The organism is Mesorhizobium sp. M0184, from assembly GCF_040322215.1.
GTDB lineage: Bacteria > Pseudomonadota > Alphaproteobacteria > Rhizobiales > Rhizobiaceae > Mesorhizobium.
The window spans coordinates 316,223-336,058 of the sequence record NZ_JAMYSZ010000003.1; the positions used below are offsets into that span (position 1 = coordinate 316,223).

General features: G+C 61.2%; 17 protein-coding genes and 1 pseudogene. 6 read left to right on the forward strand and 12 right to left on the reverse strand.

What is annotated here, in order from left to right; all coding sequences use genetic code 11:
- Positions 1 to 6: 6 nt before the first annotated feature.
- The 5 genes from NKJ23_RS06615 to NKJ23_RS06635 form a co-directional block, all read right to left on the reverse strand.
- Positions 7 to 855, reverse strand: coding sequence for a carbohydrate ABC transporter permease (locus NKJ23_RS06615; RefSeq protein ID WP_352569032.1), 849 nt, complete (start codon positions 853 to 855; stop codon positions 7 to 9).
- Positions 852 to 1,769, reverse strand: a complete 918-nt coding sequence (locus NKJ23_RS06620) for a carbohydrate ABC transporter permease (RefSeq protein WP_502902503.1) — start codon at positions 1,767 to 1,769, stop codon at positions 852 to 854. The genes NKJ23_RS06615 and NKJ23_RS06620 overlap by 4 nt, the downstream gene beginning before the upstream one ends.
- A 19-nt stretch (positions 1,770 to 1,788) precedes the next feature.
- Positions 1,789 to 2,880 (reverse strand): ABC transporter ATP-binding protein, encoded by a 1,092-nt coding sequence (locus NKJ23_RS06625; RefSeq protein ID WP_352679267.1) that lies wholly within the window; start codon positions 2,878 to 2,880, stop codon positions 1,789 to 1,791.
- A 49-nt stretch (positions 2,881 to 2,929) separates the two neighbouring features.
- Positions 2,930 to 4,441 carry an arabinosylfuranosidase ArfA gene (arfA, locus tag NKJ23_RS06630; protein WP_352569029.1) on the reverse strand — a complete coding sequence of 504 codons (1,512 nt, stop codon included), beginning with the start codon at positions 4,439 to 4,441 and terminating at the stop codon, positions 2,930 to 2,932.
- A 163-nt stretch (positions 4,442 to 4,604) separates the two neighbouring features.
- On the reverse strand, positions 4,605 to 5,552 hold the full coding sequence (locus NKJ23_RS06635; protein ID WP_352679271.1) for an ArsR/SmtB family transcription factor: 948 nt from the start codon (positions 5,550 to 5,552) through the stop codon (positions 4,605 to 4,607).
- 249 nt (positions 5,553 to 5,801) lie between these two features.
- Here NKJ23_RS06635 and NKJ23_RS06640 point away from each other — a divergent pair, with 249 nt between their 5' ends.
- The 4 genes from NKJ23_RS06640 to NKJ23_RS06655 are packed head-to-tail and all read left to right on the forward strand — an operon-like array spanning position 5,802 to position 9,831.
- On the forward strand, positions 5,802 to 6,680 hold the full coding sequence (locus NKJ23_RS06640; protein ID WP_352679274.1) for an ABC transporter permease: 879 nt from the start codon (positions 5,802 to 5,804) through the stop codon (positions 6,678 to 6,680).
- Positions 6,677 to 7,498 carry an ABC transporter permease gene (locus NKJ23_RS06645; protein ID WP_352679277.1) on the forward strand — a complete coding sequence of 274 codons (822 nt, stop codon included), beginning with the start codon at positions 6,677 to 6,679 and terminating at the stop codon, positions 7,496 to 7,498. The genes NKJ23_RS06640 and NKJ23_RS06645 overlap by 4 nt, the downstream gene beginning before the upstream one ends.
- 22 nt (positions 7,499 to 7,520) lie before the next feature.
- The gene (locus tag NKJ23_RS06650; protein ID WP_352501366.1) at positions 7,521 to 8,663 is read left to right on the forward strand and encodes an extracellular solute-binding protein; all 1,143 of its coding nucleotides are present in this window, start codon (positions 7,521 to 7,523) and stop codon (positions 8,661 to 8,663) included.
- Positions 8,656 to 9,831, forward strand: coding sequence for an ABC transporter ATP-binding protein (locus NKJ23_RS06655; protein ID WP_352679280.1), 1,176 nt, complete (start codon positions 8,656 to 8,658; stop codon positions 9,829 to 9,831). The genes NKJ23_RS06650 and NKJ23_RS06655 overlap by 8 nt, the downstream gene beginning before the upstream one ends.
- A 19-nt stretch (positions 9,832 to 9,850) precedes the next feature.
- Here the strand turns inward: NKJ23_RS06655 and NKJ23_RS06660 are convergent.
- From NKJ23_RS06660 to NKJ23_RS06690, 7 genes and pseudogenes are all read right to left on the reverse strand, one after another.
- Positions 9,851 to 10,826: pseudogene (locus NKJ23_RS06660) on the reverse strand (branched-chain amino acid ABC transporter permease).
- A gap of 1 nt (position 10,827) precedes the next feature.
- Positions 10,828 to 11,709 carry a branched-chain amino acid ABC transporter permease gene (locus NKJ23_RS06665; protein WP_352679283.1) on the reverse strand — a complete coding sequence of 294 codons (882 nt, stop codon included), beginning with the start codon at positions 11,707 to 11,709 and terminating at the stop codon, positions 10,828 to 10,830.
- A 111-nt stretch (positions 11,710 to 11,820) separates the two neighbouring features.
- Complete coding sequence (locus NKJ23_RS06670) at positions 11,821 to 12,813, reverse strand: ABC transporter ATP-binding protein (protein ID WP_352679286.1); 993 nt, start codon at positions 12,811 to 12,813, stop codon at positions 11,821 to 11,823.
- Positions 12,810 to 13,835: an ABC transporter ATP-binding protein gene (locus NKJ23_RS06675; RefSeq protein WP_352679288.1), complete on the reverse strand. Its 1,026-nt coding sequence runs from the start codon at positions 13,833 to 13,835 to the stop codon at positions 12,810 to 12,812. The genes NKJ23_RS06670 and NKJ23_RS06675 overlap by 4 nt, the downstream gene beginning before the upstream one ends.
- The gene (locus NKJ23_RS06680; RefSeq protein WP_352679291.1) at positions 13,825 to 14,799 is read right to left on the reverse strand and encodes an ABC transporter permease; all 975 of its coding nucleotides are present in this window, start codon (positions 14,797 to 14,799) and stop codon (positions 13,825 to 13,827) included. Before NKJ23_RS06680 ends, NKJ23_RS06675 begins: the two co-directional genes overlap by 11 nt.
- Positions 14,799 to 15,827, reverse strand: coding sequence for an ABC transporter permease (locus NKJ23_RS06685; RefSeq protein WP_352679293.1), 1,029 nt, complete (start codon positions 15,825 to 15,827; stop codon positions 14,799 to 14,801). The genes NKJ23_RS06680 and NKJ23_RS06685 overlap by 1 nt, the downstream gene beginning before the upstream one ends.
- Positions 15,828 to 15,934: 107 nt before the next feature.
- On the reverse strand, positions 15,935 to 17,608 hold the full coding sequence (locus tag NKJ23_RS06690) for an ABC transporter substrate-binding protein (protein WP_352635886.1): 1,674 nt from the start codon (positions 17,606 to 17,608) through the stop codon (positions 15,935 to 15,937).
- Between the two features lie 299 nt (positions 17,609 to 17,907).
- Between NKJ23_RS06690 and NKJ23_RS06695 the strand changes: the two genes are divergently transcribed.
- On the forward strand, positions 17,908 to 18,633 hold the full coding sequence (locus tag NKJ23_RS06695; RefSeq protein ID WP_352679296.1) for a LuxR family transcriptional regulator: 726 nt from the start codon (positions 17,908 to 17,910) through the stop codon (positions 18,631 to 18,633).
- A gap of 173 nt (positions 18,634 to 18,806) precedes the next feature.
- Entirely contained in the window at positions 18,807 to 19,706 is a 900-nt protein-coding gene (locus NKJ23_RS06700; RefSeq protein ID WP_352679298.1) for a proline iminopeptidase-family hydrolase, read from the forward strand.
- Positions 19,707 to 19,836: the final 130 nt, after the last annotated feature.

Here is a 19,836-nt window from a genome sequence, read left to right on the forward strand (position 1 = left end):
TCTTCGTTATCTCACCGCAGCGCCGGAGACCGCCGTGACGATGTATTTCTGGAAGAACAGGTAGACGATCAGGATCGGTGCACCGGCGAACACCGCCTGCGCCATCAGGAAGCCGATGCCTTCGGACTGGGCGAAGTTGGTCTGGGTCGAGGCCATGCCGACCGTCAGCGTGAACATGTCCTTCCTCGTCGCCGAAATCAGCGGCCAGAAGTAGTCGTTCCAGGCCCCGAGAAAGGTGAAGATGCCGAGCGTCGCCTGCGCAGGCAGCGTGAGCGGCAGAAGCACCTTCCAGAAAATTCTGAGCCGGCTGGCGTTATCGAGCATGGCGGCTTCGTCCAGCTCCTTCGGGATGGCCTTGAAATACTGGGTCATCAGGAAGACACCGAACGGAGCCGAAAGGCCCGGCAGAATGAGCCCTTGATAGGTGTTGTGGAACTTCAGCATGCTGAAGATCTGGTGACGGGCGACAAGCACGGCCTGTTCCGGGACCGCCAGACCGAACAGCACGATCACGAACAGCACGTCTCGGCCGGGGAAATTCAGCCGTGCAAAACCGTAGCCGGCGAGCGACGACAGGATCAACGTGCCGAGCGTCAATCCGCCCGAGACGATGATGCTGTTGCGCACCCAGATGAACACGGACGAGGTGCCGACGGTGTTGATGTAGTTCTTCAGCGTATAGGGTGCGTGAAACACCGAGTTCGGATCGGCCATCAGCTCCGTATTGTCCTTGAGTGACAGGCCGATGACCCACAGAACCGGCGCGATCATGACGATCGAAAGCAGGATGACCAGGGCCAATAACAAATGGTCGCCAAATGCCCGGCCCTTGATGGAGGCTGCTGGGGCGCTCATGCCTGGTCTCCCCTGCTGCGTGTCACCAGGTACTGGGCCATGGCCGCGACCAGGATGAGGATGAACAGGATTTCCGATGCAGCGGCGCCCAGGCCGAGATCCCAGCGACGGAATGCGGTATCGTAGATATAGAGCACGATCGGCTTGGTCAGATTGTTCGGACCGCCGCGCGTCATTAGCCAGGCCTGGCCGAAGAGCTGGAATTGCAGCACGATCTGGATGATGATCACCAGGATGAAGGTCCGCTTGATCGACGGCAGCGTGATCGACCGTAGCGTCTGCCAGCGATTGGCATTGTCCAGCGCTGCCGCCTCGTAAATGTCCTGCGGGATCTGCTGGAGTGCTGAGAGAAAGAGCATCATCGGCAGGCCGATGCACCACCAGATGGTGGCAATGGCGATGCCGACCATCGCCAGGCTGGGATCGGAAATGAAGGCCGGAGCCGTTGCGCCGAACCATCCGTAGATCGTCGACAACAGGCCGACATTCGGAATGAAGACGATGCGCCAGATCAGCGTGACGATGGTGACCGATAGCACCGACGAGGAAAAGAACAGCGTCCGCAAAACCGCGGCAGCGCGCGTGCGGCGGTTGAGGCAAAGCGCCAGGAAAAGGCCGATCAGCGCCAGCGTCGGCACCGTCAGAAGCACGAAATAGAAGGTGTTCCAGATCGATTGCAGGAAGACCTTGTCGTGATACAGCCTGGAGTAATTGCCGAGACCGACAAAATTTCCGGACGAGAACGTGTCGGCCTTGTGGAAACTCAGCCACATCCCCCAGAGCAGCGGGAAGAGCAGCAACGTGGTGAAGAAGAACAAGAATGGCGCAACGAAAATGACGTTTCGCCATTGCGGCGCATAGATGTCGGCGGTAGGGGCTCTGACGCCGACAGCAAGCGTCGCGGTCGGGGACATCGCCAGCCGGTCAGCCATCTCAGGCCTCCCTCGCATGCCAGGCGCGGCCGGTCTCGTTGAACAGATGCGATTTCTGGCCATCAAAGGCGAGCCCGATTCTGTCGCCGACGGCGACGCGGCTGTTGCCGGTATCCGAGCCGACGATCTGCTGGCCATCGCCCAGCCGCGCGTAGATCAGGGTGCGTTCGCCGAGCCGCTCGAGCACATCGACCACGCCGCCGGCATTGCCCTGTCCGGCGGCAACGATGCGCACGTCTTCAGAACGGATGCCGAAAGTGTACTTGCCATCGGTCAGTTGGCTGGAGGCGATCTCGGTCTGCACCGAGACGCCGTCCGCAAACCTGGCCGTGGCGTTCTTGCCGTATCTGTCAAGCGTCGCATCGACGAAGTTCATCGCCGGCGCGCCGACGAAACCCGCGACGAATTTGGTCGCCGGGCGCTCGTAGATCTCCATCGGGGTACCTATCTGGTCGATCTTGCGATTGTTCATGACGACGATGCGGTCGGCCAGCGTCATTGCCTCGACCTGATCATGGGTGACGAAGATCATCGTCGATTGCAGCCGCTGGTGAAGCTGGGCAAGCTCGATGCGGGTGCGGGTGCGCAACGCGGCATCGAGATTGGAGAGCGGCTCGTCGAACAGAAAGGCCTTCGGCTCCTTGACGATCGCACGGCCGATGGCGACGCGCTGGCGCTGACCGCCGGAGAGCTGGCCCGGCTTGCGATCGAGCAGATGCGGCATTTCCAGCATGCGGGCGGCTTCATTGATGCGCGCCTCGATGACCTTGCCTGGTACGCCGATATTCGCAAGGCCGAAGGCCATGTTGTCGCGCACCGTCATATGCGGATAAAGCGCATAGGACTGGAACACCATGGCAATGCCGCGCTTGCCCGGTGGCAGATGATCGATGCGCTCGTTGTTGATGGCAATCTCGCCGCTGTCGACTGCTTCGAGCCCGGCAATCATTCGAAGAAGCGTCGATTTTCCGCAGCCGGACGGGCCCAGGAACACGATGAATTCGCGTGCCCTTATGGAGAGCGACAGATGATCCAGCACCGTCATGGCACCGAACTGCTTGCTTACGTTCCTGATCTCGATATCGGCCGTCACGTCGACGCTCCTCCTCAGCGTTTGCGCTTTCTCGATGATCCGCCTGAACTCAGAGCCTCAGGCGTATGACCTGGTAGGAATAGGCCGGCAGTGACAGGCTCAGCTTGCCGCCGGCGAGCGAGGCGCCCTCACCCTTCCTGGGGCCGACATTGCCAGGGTTTTCGGCCGAATTGACGGCTTTCAGATCGGCGTGTGCCATCACCTGGTGATTGACGATCTCCGCCGCGCCGAAGCCGGTGAGGTCGACCACTGTTTCGATTGCCTCGCTCGAATGGCGGTTGACGGCGAAGAAGGTGACGTGGCCGGTTTGCCTGTCGTGCACGCCGGCAACATCGACATAGGCGACGTCGCCCGCAACGCTGGATTTGTAGGTCGGGCTTTCCACCTTGAGATCCAGCGCATTGCCGCGACCATAGTTAGAAGCAAACAGATAGGGATAAAAAATCGTCTGCCGCCATGCCGGGCCATTCGGAACGGTCATGATCGGCGCGATGACATTGACCAGTTGTGCCAGGCAGGCGATCTTGACGACATCGGAACGGCGGATGAAGGTGTTGAGGATCAGGCCGACCTGCAGCACATCCTCGAAATTATAGATGTCTTCGAGCAACGGCGGGGCGAACGGCCAGCCGTTGCTGCCGCCGAGTATCTTCCTGTCCTGCTCCTTGGAATGGTACCAGACGTTCCATTCGTCGAACGAGATGTAGACCTGCTTGTTGGAGCGCTTCTTGGCCTTGATATACTCGATGACGCCGGCGACCGAGACAATGTAGTCGTCGAGCTTTTCGCTCATGGCGAGATAGTTCGGAGCGTCGTTGGCTTCGTTGTCGAAATACATGTGCAGCGAGATGTAGTCGACCTCGTTGTAGGTATGGTCGAGAACCGTCGCTTCCCATTCAGGGTAGGTCGGCATCTTGGCATTCGAAGAGCCGCAGACCACCAGCTCGAGTGACTTGGAGAAGGCGCGCATGGCCTTGGCCGTCTCATGCGCCAGCCGGCCATACTCGTCCGCGGTCTTGTGGCCGATCTGCCAGGGGCCATCCATTTCATTGCCGAGGCACCAGAGCTTGACGTCGAACGGCTCCTTGCGGCCGTTGGCGATGCGCCTGTCGCTCCATTTGCTGCCGCCGGGATGGTTGGCGTACTCCAGCAGATTGCGGGCTTCGTCGAGGCCGCGCGAGCCGAGATTGACGGCAAGCATCATCTCGGTGTTGGCGGAGGTGCACCAATCGGCAAATTCATGCAGGCCGACTTCGTTGCTTTCCGATGTGTGCCAGGCGAGGTCGAGGCGCACTGGGCGCTGTTCCTTGGGGCCAATGCCGTCTTCCCAATTGTAGGCCGAGACGAAATTGCCGCCGGGGTAGCGGACGATCGGAACATTGAGTTCCCTGACGAGGTCGATGACGTCCTGACGCATGCCGTTGGCATCCGCTGTCGGATGGCCGGGCTCATAGATGCCGGTGTAAACTGCCCGCCCCAGATGCTCGATGAAGGATCCGTAGAGCCTCGGATCGATTTCCGAGACGACATAATGCGGATGAGCCGTAACGGCTGCCTTCATGCATTCCTCCCATCGATATCACAAACGATGATTTAAATCATCTTGTCCGATATCAAAGAGGAATTGGCAGCCCTTCGTCAAGCCAAAATACCCAAATGTAGGACAATTAGACGAACACTTTGGCACAGCAGAAAGCCAGATAGTTGAAATTGCTGCATTATCTTCAGAACCCGGTTTCATGATATAAACCAGTTTTGATCCTGAGCAGGATGTCCTGATCGTAATTTCCAAAGCCCTTGCCGAAAATATTGATCCCGCCGGGGCGCTTGGCGTCGTCCTTGACGCCGATACGGACGCGGATTGAATGATGGCTCTTCAGATCGAGTGCGGCGAGGCCGGTTTCGGAAATCCTGAGGCCGTCGACATAGGTGCCGTCATTGGCAATTCGCCAGTTCTTCAGCTTACCGTATTGCGAGCCCTTGAGCTTCCACCAGGAGGGCGTGAAGACGCCGCGCTTGTCGCCGAAATCCCCCGGCGACGTCCAGGTGCCGACATCGACGCCATTGATCGTCAGCGTGATGTCCGAGGGCCAATCGGCGCTGGTGCCCGGCACTTCCGAAGACAGCTCTATCGCAACTTCGAGTCCGGTGATCTCGGCATTGGCGAGCTTGGCATTGTTGGGGAACTGGTATTCGACAAAACCGCGCGTGAACCATAGCAGACCGGCTTTCATGCGGTCCGGATCGAGGAAAGTGTTCGGCACATCGAGCAGACCGATGATGCCGTCCGGCGAACATAGGCCGCAGGGCGCGGTAACATCGAAGCCGGTATAAAGCCCGATCGGCATCGACACTTCGATCGCGTCGTTCTTGACCGCACGATATTCGCTCTTGAACACGACGAGCACTTCTTCCGCCGTCGGATAACAGATTTTCTGACTGCCTTTCTTCGCTTTCAGGTTCTCGGTGCGGATCAGCCCCGCATCCTCCAGCACCTGGATGTTGGTCGAGACGGTCGACTGCGGAAGCGACAGCACGGCGGCGATTTCGTTGACATTCATCGGCCCCTTCTCATGCAGCAGTTTCAGCATCGAGATCCGCGCCGAGGAGGCAAGCCCCTTGAGCACGGCAATGCCTTCCTCAGGTTCAATCACCAGAAAATTGCGACTCATGAAATTGCCCGGCCCATGTAAAATCTATATCCGAAATTACCCTGTATATCGGGATATCTGATTTAATCAATGTGCAGGCGGAACGCCGGGCAATTTGTTGAATCCGGCAGGGCGAGGGTCGCGCGGTGGCCCTGCACAGAATTTGTGCAGGAGCCATATGCAGAGTGGACACCTGAACGCCGATCGCCCAATCTAGTCCGGAGCCGAGCCCGGTGATGGCGGCTTTCACATAAAGTGGTTGGACGGGTCGTGACCAAAGGGTGGAAATTATACGATCAGCGACTGGCCTGGGTCCTCGTCGCGCCTGTGCTTTTACTGCTTACCCTGCTTCTGCTGCTGCCGATCGCGATGATGACGGTCTACACGTTTTTCACCTTCGTCACCGCGGGGGTGGAGTCGGCGGTGCTGACCTTCGACAACTGGAAGGAATTCCTCATCGACAGCTACTATCACGGTTTTCTTTGGAAGACCGTTCGCGTCGGCGCCATCACCGCTGTGATCTGCGCGATCCTTGGCTATTTCCCCGCCTATTTCATCTGGGCCACGACCTTCAGGCACAAATGGCTGTTGTTGCTGCTGCTCATCGTGCCGTTCTGGATCAGCTTCACCATCCGGACATTCTCGTGGATCCATATTCTCGGCGAACAGGGGCTGATCAACGTCGTGCTCATCAGGCTGGGGGTTATCAACGAGCCGTTGCCGATGCTCTACACCGAGGGCGCCGTCATCATGGGGCTGCTGCATTTTCTGCTGCCCTATATGATCCTGAACGTCTATGTCAGCCTGGAAAGCATCGACCGCACGCTGATCGCCGCCGCCCGCTCGATGGGCTGTACCAGCGCGCAGGCGTTTCGCGAAGTGACCCTGCCGCTATCGATGCCGGGGCTGGGCGCCGGGCTGCTGCTCTGCTTCGTGCTGGCGGCCGGCTCCTATGTGACGCCGCAGCTGCTCGGCGGCAGCCGCGATGCGCTGTTCGGCAACTTGATCTACGACACCATCATGGGGCAGCTCAATTGGCCGATGGGCGCCACGCTTTCCATCGTCCTGTTCGTCCTGCTCGGCGCGGCCGCGGCCGCCTACAGCCGCTATATGGGCCTATCGCAGATCATGAAGGGCCTCAGTGCATGAGAGCGGATCATCCCGATCGCGAAGGCAGATGGGCGTGGCGGCTGACCGGCGCGATCACGGTATGCGTCTACGTCTTCATGTTTGCGCCGATCCTCGCCACGGTCGTGCTTTCCTTCAACGCCTCGATGTTCGGCGGCTTTCCCCTCACCGGCTTCAGCCTGCGATGGTACGAAAAGCTACTCACCAACGAGCCGGTTCTCGACGCCTTCCGGACATCGATGTGGATTGCCCTGGTGACGGCAACGGTGACGACGCTGCTCGGCATCATGGCGGCATTGGCGCTGGTGCGCTTCGAGTTCCGTGGCAAGCAGGCGATCAACACGCTTGTCATTCTTCCCGCGCTGGTCCCCGAAACGATACTCGGCGTCGGCCTGCTGGTCATGATCAAAGCCGTCGACCAGCCGCGCAGCATGACGCTGCTGGTGCTCGGCCACATTCTGCTCACGCTCCCCTATGTGGTGCTGATCGTCCAGGCACGCATGGTCGGCATAAAACGTTCCTATGAGGAGGCGGCGCTTTCGCTCGGGGCGCCGCGTGTGTCGACATTCTGCGAAATCACGCTGCCGCTGCTCATTCCCGCAGTGCTTGCCAGTGTTCTGCTCGCTTTCACCATTTCGTTCGACAACACCTCGGCCAGCCTGTTCTGGCGGCCGGCGGGCGTCGAGACCATGCCGACGCAAATCCTTTCGATGCTGAAGATCTCGATCAGCCCTGAGGTGAACGCGCTGGGCACCGTCATGATCCTTTTGACGGTCGGCATTCCCTTGGCTGGCGGGCTCATCCTGCAAAGCCTCACCTGGTTCAAGGCAAGCAAGTGAAGATGAAAATGGGAGAATGGAAATGAAACTGACAACCGCCAAACGACTGGAACGGCTCAACGAACGCTATGCCAATGGCGACATCAGCCGGCGATCATTCCTGACGCTGACGGCCGCCGCTGCCGCCGCCACCGGGCTTTCCATGCCCTGGATGGGACGGGCGCTGGCCGCGGTTTCGGAAGTGCGCTTCGACGGATGGGGCGGCGTGGTGCAGGAGGCGATCGATAAGTACGCGTTCCAGCCTTACACCGCCAAGTCCAAGGTCAAGGTCGTCCAGGGCACCTTTGGCGACGAGAACGAGATCATCACCAAGATCAAGACGTCGAAACCAGGCGACTTCCAGATCGTCCATTCTTCCGGCGTCAACTACTACATCAAATACGTCAATGGCGGTTTCAATTCGGAGATCAACGAGGCGAACATTCCGAACATGGCGAATGTGCTGACCGCCATGATCGAGCCGTTCCGCAAGATCACGCCGAAGCTGTCGGCAGTGCCATATGATTACGGCACCACCGGCATCGCCTACAACAACAAGGTCATCTCGCCGGAGGAAGCCAAGGAAAAGGGCGCCAACCTGCTTACCGACAAGAAATATGCCGGCAAGATCGGCGGCTACGCCGATATGACGACGCGCGTCTGGTATGCGGCGCTGCAGACGAAACAGGACCCCAACAACATCCAGGACATGGACGTCGTCTGGGCCAAGGTTCGCGAGACCCGCGACCTGGCCAAGAAATTCTGGAGTTCCGGCGCGGAACTGATGGACCTCCTTTCGCGCAACGAGATCGTCGTCACCGATGCCTGGTCAGGACGTGTCGCCGCCCTGCAGCAGCAGGGCCAGCCGATCGGCTATCTCGACCCTGCCGGCTCATACGCGTGGATGGAGGATATGCTGGTGCTCAAGGGTTCGCCGATGGCCGAATGCGAGGAACTGATCAACTTCATGCTGGATCCGGCCACGTCGATCGCCGTCGCCGAGGGCCAGAACTATCCGCCGTCGCTTGACCCGACCAAGGTGAAGCTGACCGACAAGATCGCGGCGCTTCCGGCCTTCGACCCAACCGGATCGATGAAGTCGCTGACCTTCGCCGATCCGCTCTACTGGGCGAAGAACGAAGACGCATGGACCAAGCAATGGGACAGGGTGTCGAAAGGTGCATGACGACAACAGCCACGACCAGCAGCCCCGGCCGGCTTCGGCCGGGGCTGATCTCGACCCGCTCGCCCAGGGCGAGAGCCAGCCGATAGGAAAGCCTGCGGTCGAGTTTCGTGACATCGATATTTTCTACGGCAAGTTCGCAGCGGTTCGCGATTTTTCGCTGGCGATCCGCAAGGGCAGTTTCGTCACCTTGCTTGGGCCGTCCGGGTGCGGCAAAACGACGATCCTGCGCTCGATCGCGGGCCTGGTCGACATCTCCAGTGGCCAGATCTCGATCGGCGGAAAGCGGGTCGACGACATCCCGATCTATAAGCGCAACATTGGTCTGGTGTTCCAGAACTACGCGCTCTTTCCGCACAAGAACGTCTTCGACAACGTTGCATTCGGCCTGAAATACCGAAACGTGCCGAAACCGGAAATCGTGCGCCGGGTCAAGAAGGCGCTGGATATGGTGCGGCTGCCCGGCAGTGAGACAAAGCTGCCGTCGCAGCTCTCGGGCGGCCAGCAGCAACGCATCGCACTGGCCCGCGCCATCGTCTTCGAGCCGGAAGTGCTGCTGCTGGACGAGCCCTTGTCGGCGCTCGACGCCAATATGCGCGAGGACATGCGCGTCGAGATCAAGAAAATCCAGAGGGAGACGGGCATCACCGCTATCTTCGTGACGCACGACCAGGAAGAAGCCTTGTCGATGTCCGACCACATTGTCGTGATGAACGCCGGCCTGATCGAGCAGATCGGCTCCCCCACGCAGGTCTATGACCAGCCGGCCACCGCTTTCGTCGCCAATTTCCTTGGCAAGGCCAACATGCTGCCCGGCAGCGTGACAGTGATGGACGGCAAGATGGCGACGATCGCGCTGGCCACCGGCCATGTCGTAAAGGCGGCCGCGCCGAAGGCGCTCGCGACCGGCAGCGCGGTCACCGTCGTCGTTCGCCCGCAGAAGCTTACCGTCGGTACCGCCGGTGCTGCCAACAGGCTGGCGGGACGGATCGTCTCGACCTCCTATCTCGGCGGCAATGCGGTCTACGAGATCGACATCGGCGCCGGCACGCTGGTGCGCGCCAACACGTTGATCGACGGCCAGCCGCTGCGTGAAGGCGAAGCGGTCGATGTCTGCTTCGACCCGCTGGGCTGCGTGCTTCTCGACGCGCAAGGCTTACGCATCGCCTAGCGAGGCGGAACTGAGCCGTTCAGTCTTTCGCGTCACCCTTTGGCCCGAGAAACCGCGCATAGACCTCACCGACAATACCGCGCCGGAAAACCAGCACGCAGACCATGAAGGTCAGGCCGGTGGCGATGGTCACCGGAAAGTTCGAGGTGGCGAGCGTGTTTTCCAGGCCGACGACCAGACTGGCGCCGATGATCGGCCCGGCCATGGTGCCGATGCCGCCGAGGAGCGTCATCAGGATCACCTCGCCCGACATCTGCCAGGTGACGTCGGTGAGCGTGGCAAACTGAAAAACGATCGCCTTGAGCGCGCCGGCCAGCCCGGCCAATGTTGCCGACATGACGAAAGCCGCCAGCTTGTAGTTGGCGACGGAATAGCCCAGCGAAATGGCCCGGCTCTCGTTTTCCCGGATGGAACGCAGGATCATGCCGAAAGGCGAGTTGATGATGCGCCAGATGGCGAACACGCCGATCAGGAAGACCGCCAGCACGAAATAATAGATGTTCATCGAGACGTTCAGGTCGAGCATTCCAAGCAGCCTGCCGCGCGGCACGCCCTGGATGCCGTCCTCACCTCCGGTGAACGGCGCCTGCACGCAAAAGAAGAAGAACATCTGCGACAGCGCCAGCGTGATCATGGCGAAATAGATGCCTTGCCGGCGGATGGCAAAGAAGCCCATCACAAGGCCGAGCAGCGCAGCTCCCAGGACACCGAGCAGGATGCCCGCTTCCGGCGGCCAGCCCAGACCTTGACCGCGTATGCGGTGAAATAGGCCCCCCGCCGAAGAATGTCGCATGGCCGAAGGACAACAGCCCGGTGTAGCCGAGCAGAAGGTTGAAGGCGCAGGCAAACAGCGCAAAGCACAGCATCTTCATCAGGAAGATCGGATAGACGAAGAAAGGCGCCACCAGCAGCGCCAGGATGCCGAGCCCGACCAGCGCCCATTCAAGCCGTGCCGAATTCTTGGCACGCATCTCGCGAAGTGTCAGTTCGGCCATCTCAGGCATCCCTTCCGAACAGGCCGGCTGGCCGGACCAGAAGCACGATTGCCATGATGACGAAGACCACCAGATTGGAGGCTTCGGGATAGAAGACCTTGGTCAGGCCTTCGGCGAGGCCAAGCATGTAACCGGTGACGATCGCCCCGAGGATCGATCCCATGCCGCCGACCACGACGACGGCGAAGACGACGATGATGAGGTCAGATCCCATCAGCGGGCTCACCTGATAGATCGGCGCGGCGAGAACCCCTGCAAGCCCGGCAAGAGCGGCGCCGAGGCCGTAGGTGAGGGTCAGCAGCAACGGCACGTTGACGCCGAAAGCCTGCACCAGCCCGGGGTTCTCCGTCGCCGCGCGCAGATAGGAGCCAAGCCTGGTCTTCTCAATCAGCGCCCAGGTGCCGAAACAGACGATCATCGAGGCGACCACCACCCAGCCGCGGTAATTAGGCAGGAACATGAAGCCGAGATTGGTTCCCCCGGAGAGCAGCGGCGGCACGGAATAAGGACTTCCCGATACGCCATAGTAGTAACGGAACACCCCTTCGAGCACGAGCGCGAGGCCAAAGGTGAAAAGCAGCCCGTAGAGCGGGTCGATGTCGTAAAGTCTCGACAGCGCCAGGCGCTCGACCACGACGCCGAAGCCGCCGACGATCAGCGGCGACAGGATCAGAGCCGGCCAGTAGCCGATGCCAAATCGGGCGAGAAGCAGGTACCCGACGAAGGCGCCGAGCATATAGAGCGCGCCGTGGGCGAAATTGATGACGCGCAACAGGCCGAATATGACAGCCAGGCCCAGGCTCAACATTGCGTGGAACGAGCCGTTGATGAGGCCGACCAGCAATTGGCCGAGGAATGCCTGAACGGGTATTCCGAAGATCATCGCAACATAGCGTCGGATCGTGCGGCGTCCAGATCGGCCTCTATTCTCGCCGAAGCGACGATTACGGCTGAACGGTCCTGATCCGATATCGCTGAACGAGAATTCCCGTCGTCAACCGCCGGCTGGATGATGGCAAGCAACCAGGCGGCCCTCGCCAGTGCTTTGGAGAAGCGGGCGCTCGCTGCGGCAGATCGGGGTGGCAGCTGGGCAACGGGTGTGGAACCGGCACCCCGAGGGTGGGTTCATCGGGCTGGGCAGATCACCCTTGAGCACCAGCCGGCCGCGCCGCGCCCGGTCGATGCTGGGTATCGGCACGGCGGAACGCAGCGCCGCGGTGTAATGATGTCTGGGCGCCGCAAAGACCTCGTCGGTCGGCCCGCTCTCCACGATCGATCCCAGATACATCACCGCCACACGGCTCGAGATTTGACGCACCACGGAAAGATCGTGGGCGATGAACACATAAGTCAAGTTGAACTCCTCGCGCAGGTCGGCGAGCAGATTGACGATCTGCGCCTGGATCGACACGTCGAGCGCCGAGACCGGCTCGTCGGCCACGATCAGCCGTGGCCGCAGCGCCAGCGCGCGGGCGATGCCGATACGCTGGCGCTGGCCGCCGGAGAATTCGTGCGGGTAGCGCGATGCGTGCTGGGGCGACAAGTCGACCCGGCGCAGGAGCTCGGCCACGCGGTCCGCCATTTCCGATGCCGAGAGGCGTTCATGGATGCGGAACGGATCGGCCAGCAGATCGCCGACCCGCCGGCGCGGATTGAGCGAAGCGCTGGGATCCTGAAAGACCATCTGCATCTGCCGCCGCAACGGACGAAGCTGGCGCTGGGAGGCGTCGCTGATGTCGCGGCCCTCGAATTCCAGCGACCCCGAGCTGATTTCGGTCAGACGCACCAGGCACCGGCCAAGCGTGGATTTGCCGCAACCGGACTCGCCGACGATGCCGAGGGTCTCCCCGGGCCAGATGTCGAGCGACACCGTATCAACCGCATGCACGATCCGGCGCTGCGCCGGGAAGATCGAGCGGCCGACGCTATAGCGCTTCGACAGGTCGCCGGCACGAAGCAGCGGACGTTCGCGTGGCATGGCATTCATCGTTGCATCTCCACCACGCCGCCAGGCCTCTGGGCAGCGAATTGTGTGCGCGTAGGCTCCGGCAACAGGCACGCGGCGCGATGGCTCTCGCCTTGCATGATCGGCAGTTGAACCAGACAGGCGTCATGGCGAAAGGCGCAGCGGGGGCTGAAGGCGCAGCCTTTCGGTAGGTTGGAGAGCGACGGCGGAATTCCCGGAATGGCAGCGAGCCGGGCTGGACGTGGTCCCTCTATCGGCGGGATCGAGCCGAACAAGCCCCATGTGTAGGGATGCAGCGGCGCCCGGAACACGCTGCTCTTGCCGCCCTCCTCGACAAAGCGTCCGCCATACATCACCAGTACCCGGTCCGCGACTTCGGCGACGACGCCAAGATCGTGCGTGACCAGGATCACAGCGGAACCGAACTGGTCGCGCAATCGTCCGATCAGTTCGAGGATCTGCGCCTGCACGGTAACATCGAGGGCTGTAGTCGGTTCATCCGCGACGAGCAGCGCCGGGTTGCACGAGAGCGCCATGGCAATCACCGCGCGCTGGCGCATACCGCCGGAAAGCTGGTGCGGGTAGCTGTCGATGACCCGACCCGAATTTGCGATGCCGACCGCATCCAGCAATTGCACGGCCCTCGCCCGTGCCGCTTTCGCCGACACTTTTTCATGCGCGCGGACCTGCTCGCCGATCTGGTTGCCGATCGTATGCACCGGGGTGAGCGCAGACATCGGATCCTGGAAGATCATCGCGATCTGGCGGCCGCGAATGGCATCGAGCGCACGCCGCTTGAGCCCGATCAGCTCCTGTCCCATGAAACGGATGGAACCGGAGACGATAGCGTTGGGGCTGTCGATCAACCCCATAATGGCGAGCAAGGTCTGGCTTTTGCCCGAACCGGATTCGCCGACCACACCGATGATCTCGCGCTGCTCGACAGAGAACGAAACACCTCCCACCGCGCGCACCAGGCCCTCGTCGCTGCGGAAGGAGACGGCGAGGTCCTTGACCACCAGAAGAGGAGCATCAGCCGACATCGCGAGCCCTCGGGTCGATGAAGACGAAGACCACGTCGACGACGAAGTTTGCCATCACCACGAAGAAGGCGGCGTAGATCACCGTGGCAAGGATCATCGGCAGATCGAGCGTCTGCAGCGCCTCGTAGGTCAGTTTTCCGACGCCCTGCAGTCCGAAGACCACTTCGGTCAGCAGCGCGCCGCCACCGACCAGGGCACCGAAGTCGAGGCCGAACATGGTAACAAATGCGACCAGCGAGGTCCTGAGGCCATGATGCAGCACCACCCGCCGCTCGCCGATCCCCTTGGCTCGGGCGGTGCGGATGAAATCCTCCTGCATCATCTCGATCAGGCTTGCCCGCAGCACCCGGCCGTAGAGACCGACATAAAGGGTTGCCAGCGTGAACCACGGAATGACGAGCGCCTTGAACCAGCCCCAGGGATTCTCGGTCAGGGGGATGTAGCCGAGCGGAGGAACCCAGGAAAACAGCCAGCTGTCGTGCCAGCGGCTTTGCGTCAGCAGGTTGGCGACCTCGCCCAGCCAGAAGACCGGGATCGACACGCCTACCAGGCTCAGGGTCATCAGCGCGCGATCAATGAATGTACCGCGCGTTGCGCCTGCGATCACACCGACGATCAATCCGCCGAGCACCCACAGCACTGCCGCGCCGCCGACCAGCGAAAGCGTCACGGGAATGGCGCTTATCACGGTCGGAATGACGCGCTGCCCGCGATTGACGAAGGAGGTGAGATCGCGGCTGACGAAAAGCCGGTTCATCATCAGCCCATATTGCACCGGCAATGGCCGGTCGAGACCGAAATCGTGGCGCACCTGGATCAGCGTCTCTTGCGAAGCATTGCGGCCGGCAATGCGCGCCGATGGATCAGCGCCAGGCGTCGCAAAGAAGATCAGGAAAGCGACGACGCTGATACCGAACATAACCAGCACCATCTGGCCAAGCCGGAAGCCGAGCGCGGCAACCACTAGACGCCCCTCGGCGAGGATTTCGGATCGAGCGCGTCGCGCACGCCGTCGCCCAGAATGTTTAGGGCCAGCACCGTGATCACAATGGCTAGCCCCGGCGCCAGTGCCACGACCGGCCGCGAATAGAGCAGGCCCTGGCCGTCCTGGATGATCGTGCCCCAGCTGGCATCCGGCGGCTGCACGCCGATCGACAGGAACGACAGCGAGGATTCCGTCATCATGTTGAGCGCCAGGATCAACGGCACGAAAACGATGATGCGGGTCACCACATTGGGCATGATGTCGCGCAAAAGGATGCGCCAGGGCGATGCGCCAAGGCCGATCGCAGCGGTGACGAATTCGGCATGCATTAAGGTCAGGACATGGCCGCGGATCGGCCGCGCCACATAGGGCACATAGACGATGCCGATGATGAAGACCGGTAGCCACAGGCTGCCGGAGCGGATTTCGAACGGACCGATCTGGATACTCTGCGCAATCAGCACGATCGACAACGAAATCGCCAACAGGAAAATCGGAAAAGCCCAGAGCACGTCGAGAATGCGCGACAGGCCGATGTCGACGATGCCGCCGAAGAAGCCGGAAACGACCCCCAGGAATGTCGCGAGGACAAGGCACAGCACGGCTGCAGCACCCGAGATCAACAGCGAATCCCGTCCGCCGTAAAGCAGCCGCGCCGCGACGTCACGGCCCTGGTTGTCGGCACCGAGCATATAGGGGCCGATGCGCCAGGTCGGCCCGACCGGCGTCATGCCGAGGCCAAGGCCTTCGGTGGAGGGCTGCAGCACCGGCTGGGTCACCCCATCGACGACGATCTCGCCATTGAGATTGGTCACAAATGGATCGGTGCCGGAGACGTATCGCGCATAAAGCGGCGCCGCGAGCGAGGCGATCACGATGACGACGAGCACGGCGAAGGCAGATATTGCCGAACGATCGCCTTTCAGCTTGCGCCAAGCGGTGCGCCACGGGCCATCGGTGGCCCGGCGAACCGGGACGGCAGGCTGGTCCGCAATGACATTGACCATGAACAGGATTGCCTGGGAAAAATCGCGGCCTGGAAGATGCGCTGATCCGCTGGAAAAGGAAATGCGACGGAGAGCCAGCGGCACTCCGTCGCATTGGCTCCGGTCGGCTATTCCACCCAGGACTGGCTGACAATCCAGTAGAATTGCGGGCTGAAGGTGAAGTTCTTCAGCCTGGAAGAGATCACATCGACGCGCTTTGGCGTGAACAGGACAGCGACCGGAGCCTTGTCCGTCACAGCCTTGTCGATGGCGGTCCAGAGTGTCGCGCCCTTGGCCGGATCGGCGATGGTGGCTGCCTCTGCCTCGTCCATCGATGCGTCGATCGACTTGTCGCAGAACCCCGAAATATTGACCGAGGCGTCGGAGCCCGGCGTAAACGAGGCACAGCTGAACAAGACCTGCAGGAAATTCGATGGCGCCGGGTAATCCTGGAACCATTGCGAGATCGAAATCTGCACCTTGTTATTGGTGTTCTGGATGTAGGTGAACTGTATGTTCTGCGAGATCGGCTTGACCGACGTCTTGTAGCCAAGCTGGTTGAGCACATCCTGCAGGTAGACGCCGATCGCCTTGGAGACCGTGGTGTCCTCGGTGATGATCGTCACCTCCTGACCTGCGGTTCCCGATTCCGCGACCAATTGCTTGGCCTTGTCCATATCCGGCGCCGACCACTTCTCACCTGGATTGGCGGTGAACGGGCAATAGGCTGCGAATGACGGGAAGCCCGGCGGCAGGATCTGACAGGCCGGCTGCGCCAGATTGCTGCCGCCGAACAGCTTGACGATCGCGGCGCGGTCGATTGCGAAGTTCACCGCTTGGCGAACGCGGATGTCGTTGAACGGCGCCAGATTGGTGTTCATCGGCGCATACCACATTGCCGTCAGCGGGTGAACCGTGACCTGCGCGGCATATTTGGTGCCGAGTTCGGCGAGACGGTCGGACGGCGGTGGGTCGAACATCCAGTCCGCCTGGCCATTCTCGACCGCCGTCACCGCCGCCTCGTCGGTAAGGCCGAATTCATAGTCGATCTCGTCCGGATATCCGGCCGGCTGCGCTTCCTTGCTCCATTCCTTGAAGTGAGGATTGCGCACAATCTTCATTAGCTTGTTGGGGTCGTAGCTGGCGATCATGTACGGTCCGGTACCCGGGATCGGATCGGTGCCGGCGTCCTTCAGCGGCGCGCTCGCCGGCAGGATCGACGCGTGTGGAACGGCCAGCTTCTGCAGGAACTCGGCATCCGGCTGGACCAGGTTGAAGGTAATGCTTCCGGCCGCATCGTCGACCGACAGGCCACCTTCGAGCGTGCATGCAGCGGGGGCCTTCAAGCATGCATCCGCGCCGACGATGCCTTTGTAGAAGGTCCCGGCCGTCGGCCCGCTGATCTTGAAGATGCGTTGGAACGAAGCCACCACGTCCTTCGTGGTGACATCCGAGCCATCCGCGAATTTGATGCCCTTGCGCAGCTTGAAGACGTAGGTCTTGCCGCCGTTCTCGACCTGCGGGAGGCTTTCCGCCAGGTCCGCGACGACTTCGAAGCCGGTCTTGTCCCCGGCCTTCTTGTAGGTCACCAGGCCATCGTAGAGGACATAATTGATCTGGAAATACTGCAGCGTGTAGTTGATGTGCGGATCGGCAGTGCCTGCCGCGGCATTGGCCAGCAGTCGGAGTGTGCCGCCTGGCTTGCCCTCGGTGGCCAAGGCACTGCTTGCCGGCGACATCATGGTCACGCCGAGCAGAGCCAGGCAGGGTATCAACGCTGCAAATGCTTTTTGGGGTCGCATATTTGTTCCCTCATGGAGGCGTGTCGGCTTTTGCCGCGCTGAACCCGGTCGATCGACCATTGCGCGGCTGAAACAGTCTGGGTTTGCGAACGGTGTGCGCTACTTGGCCCGATCGCAAAAGACTACGGCGAGCGAAGCCGGACGGGATAGCTATTAAGATAGATAGGGTCGGACAGGCTTATCCCCGCCTATTTGTTGAGCAGCCGGCCGACATGGCTATTTGACAAGCAATCATCAGCGGGTAAGCTTGCCCGATGCAAAGCCTTCCAGGCGATCTAGAGAGCCGGTTCCAAACCGGAATGAGCATCGACGCTGCCATGGCGGTGGCAACGGAGGTGCTGGAGCCCATCGGTTTCACCGCATTCATCTACGACTATACGCCCGTGCCGGTCAGTCACAAGGGTGAGCTTATCACGCCCTCGTTGATGGCTCTGCGCAACGTGCCGCGCGACATGCAGGATCTCTGGTGCAAGGGCGGATATTATCAGCTTGATCCGGTGCAGGAGGCCGCGCTCACCGTATCGAGACCGTTTTTCTGGTCGCACAGCGGCGTTCAGAGCACCGTCATGCAGCGCGTGCTCCAGTCCAAGCACGATCCTGTGGTCAGCTATTTGCTTGACACCAGGATGACCTGCGGCGTCACCGTACCCATTCGCCTTGCCGGCGGCGATCTCGCCACCTTCACCGCGATCCGTGCCGATCCGGAGGCCGGGTTCGAGCTCGAAGCCAGACCCTTGATCGCCGAGATCGGAGATCTGGGTCATCTGCTGCATGACTCCGCCTACGCCGGTTTCGACGCCGGAATCCGCACCTGCCAACATGTCCATCTGACGTCGCGCGAACGTCAGTGCCTGCGCCTGGCCGCTGCCGGACTGACGGCCAAGCAGGTCGCGCGTGAGATTGGCCGCGCGGTGCCTACCGCAACGCTGCACCTCAACGCGGCGACGCGAAAGCTTGGCGCGCGCAACCGCTTCCATGCCATCGCGCTCGCCGCCCATTACCGGCTGCTCGAACCGGAGCATTGAGGCTCGCGACCTGCGGGCGATCGGCCTTGCCTCGGGCGAACCCATAACCGGCGAACCTATAAATAGTGCTAGCTGTAAATGCGCTGGGCCGCTTAGTACCGTCGGCCGCAAACAAGGCTTGGGAGGGGTGCACCAAAGTGGCTCCTGCCGCGCCATGATGCGGAGCTTGGACTGTGACGGCACATGCGATCACCGAAGGATTTAGCGACTACAAGGGCTATCGCACCTGGTACCGTGTGACCGGGGACCTCGGGTCGGGCAAGCTGCCCCTGGTCGTCGCTCATGGTGGACCGGGCTGCACCCACGACTATGTGGACTCATTCAAGGAGCTTGCCGGAACCGGGCGAGCCGTCATCCACTACGATCAGATCGGCAACGGCAAATCGACCCATCTGCCGGACAAGGGCGGCGACTTCTGGACCGTCGATTTCTTCCTGGGCGAACTCGATGCGTTGCTCGCCCATCTCAGCATTGCCGGCCATTATGCCCTGCTCGGCCAGTCCTGGGGCGGCATACTCTCGGCCGAGCACGCCGTGCGCCGCCCTGAGGGGCTCAAGGCATTGATCCTGGCCAATTCGCTGGCCTCGATGACGCTGTGGGTGGAAGGAGCCCGGCAATTGCGCGCCGAGTTGCCGGCCGATGTGCAAAGTGCGCTCGACCGGCACGAAGCGGCGGGAACCACCGATCACCCCGAATACGTTGCGGCGACGAGGGCTTTTTACGACCGTCATGTCTGTCGCGTCGTTCCGATGCCGCCAGAGGTCGCCCGGACATTTGCGGCAATCGAGGAAGATCCGACCGTCTATCACACCATGAACGGTCCCAATGAGTTCCACGTCATCGGCACGATGCGGAACTGGACCATCGTCGACCGCCTGCATCGGATCGAGGCGCCGACCCTGGTTTTCCGCGGCTTCTACGACGAAGCGACCGAGGCCTGCGTCCAGCCCTTTCTGGATCTTATCCCGTACGTTGAAGGCCTGGTCTTCCCGTATTCCAGCCACATGCCGCATGTGGAGGAAAAGCACGACTGCCTCAGCGCCGTCGGGCGTTTCCTGGCCAAATACGATTGACGTTCCAGCACCAGGCCTTCTGTTCCAACGGATCAGAAAACCACGAACCGTCCCATTTCTCCGCCGACGCACATTGCTATGCCTCGGTGATGGCGACGCCACGCTATGTGGATGTCCCGCAAAGGCCTGT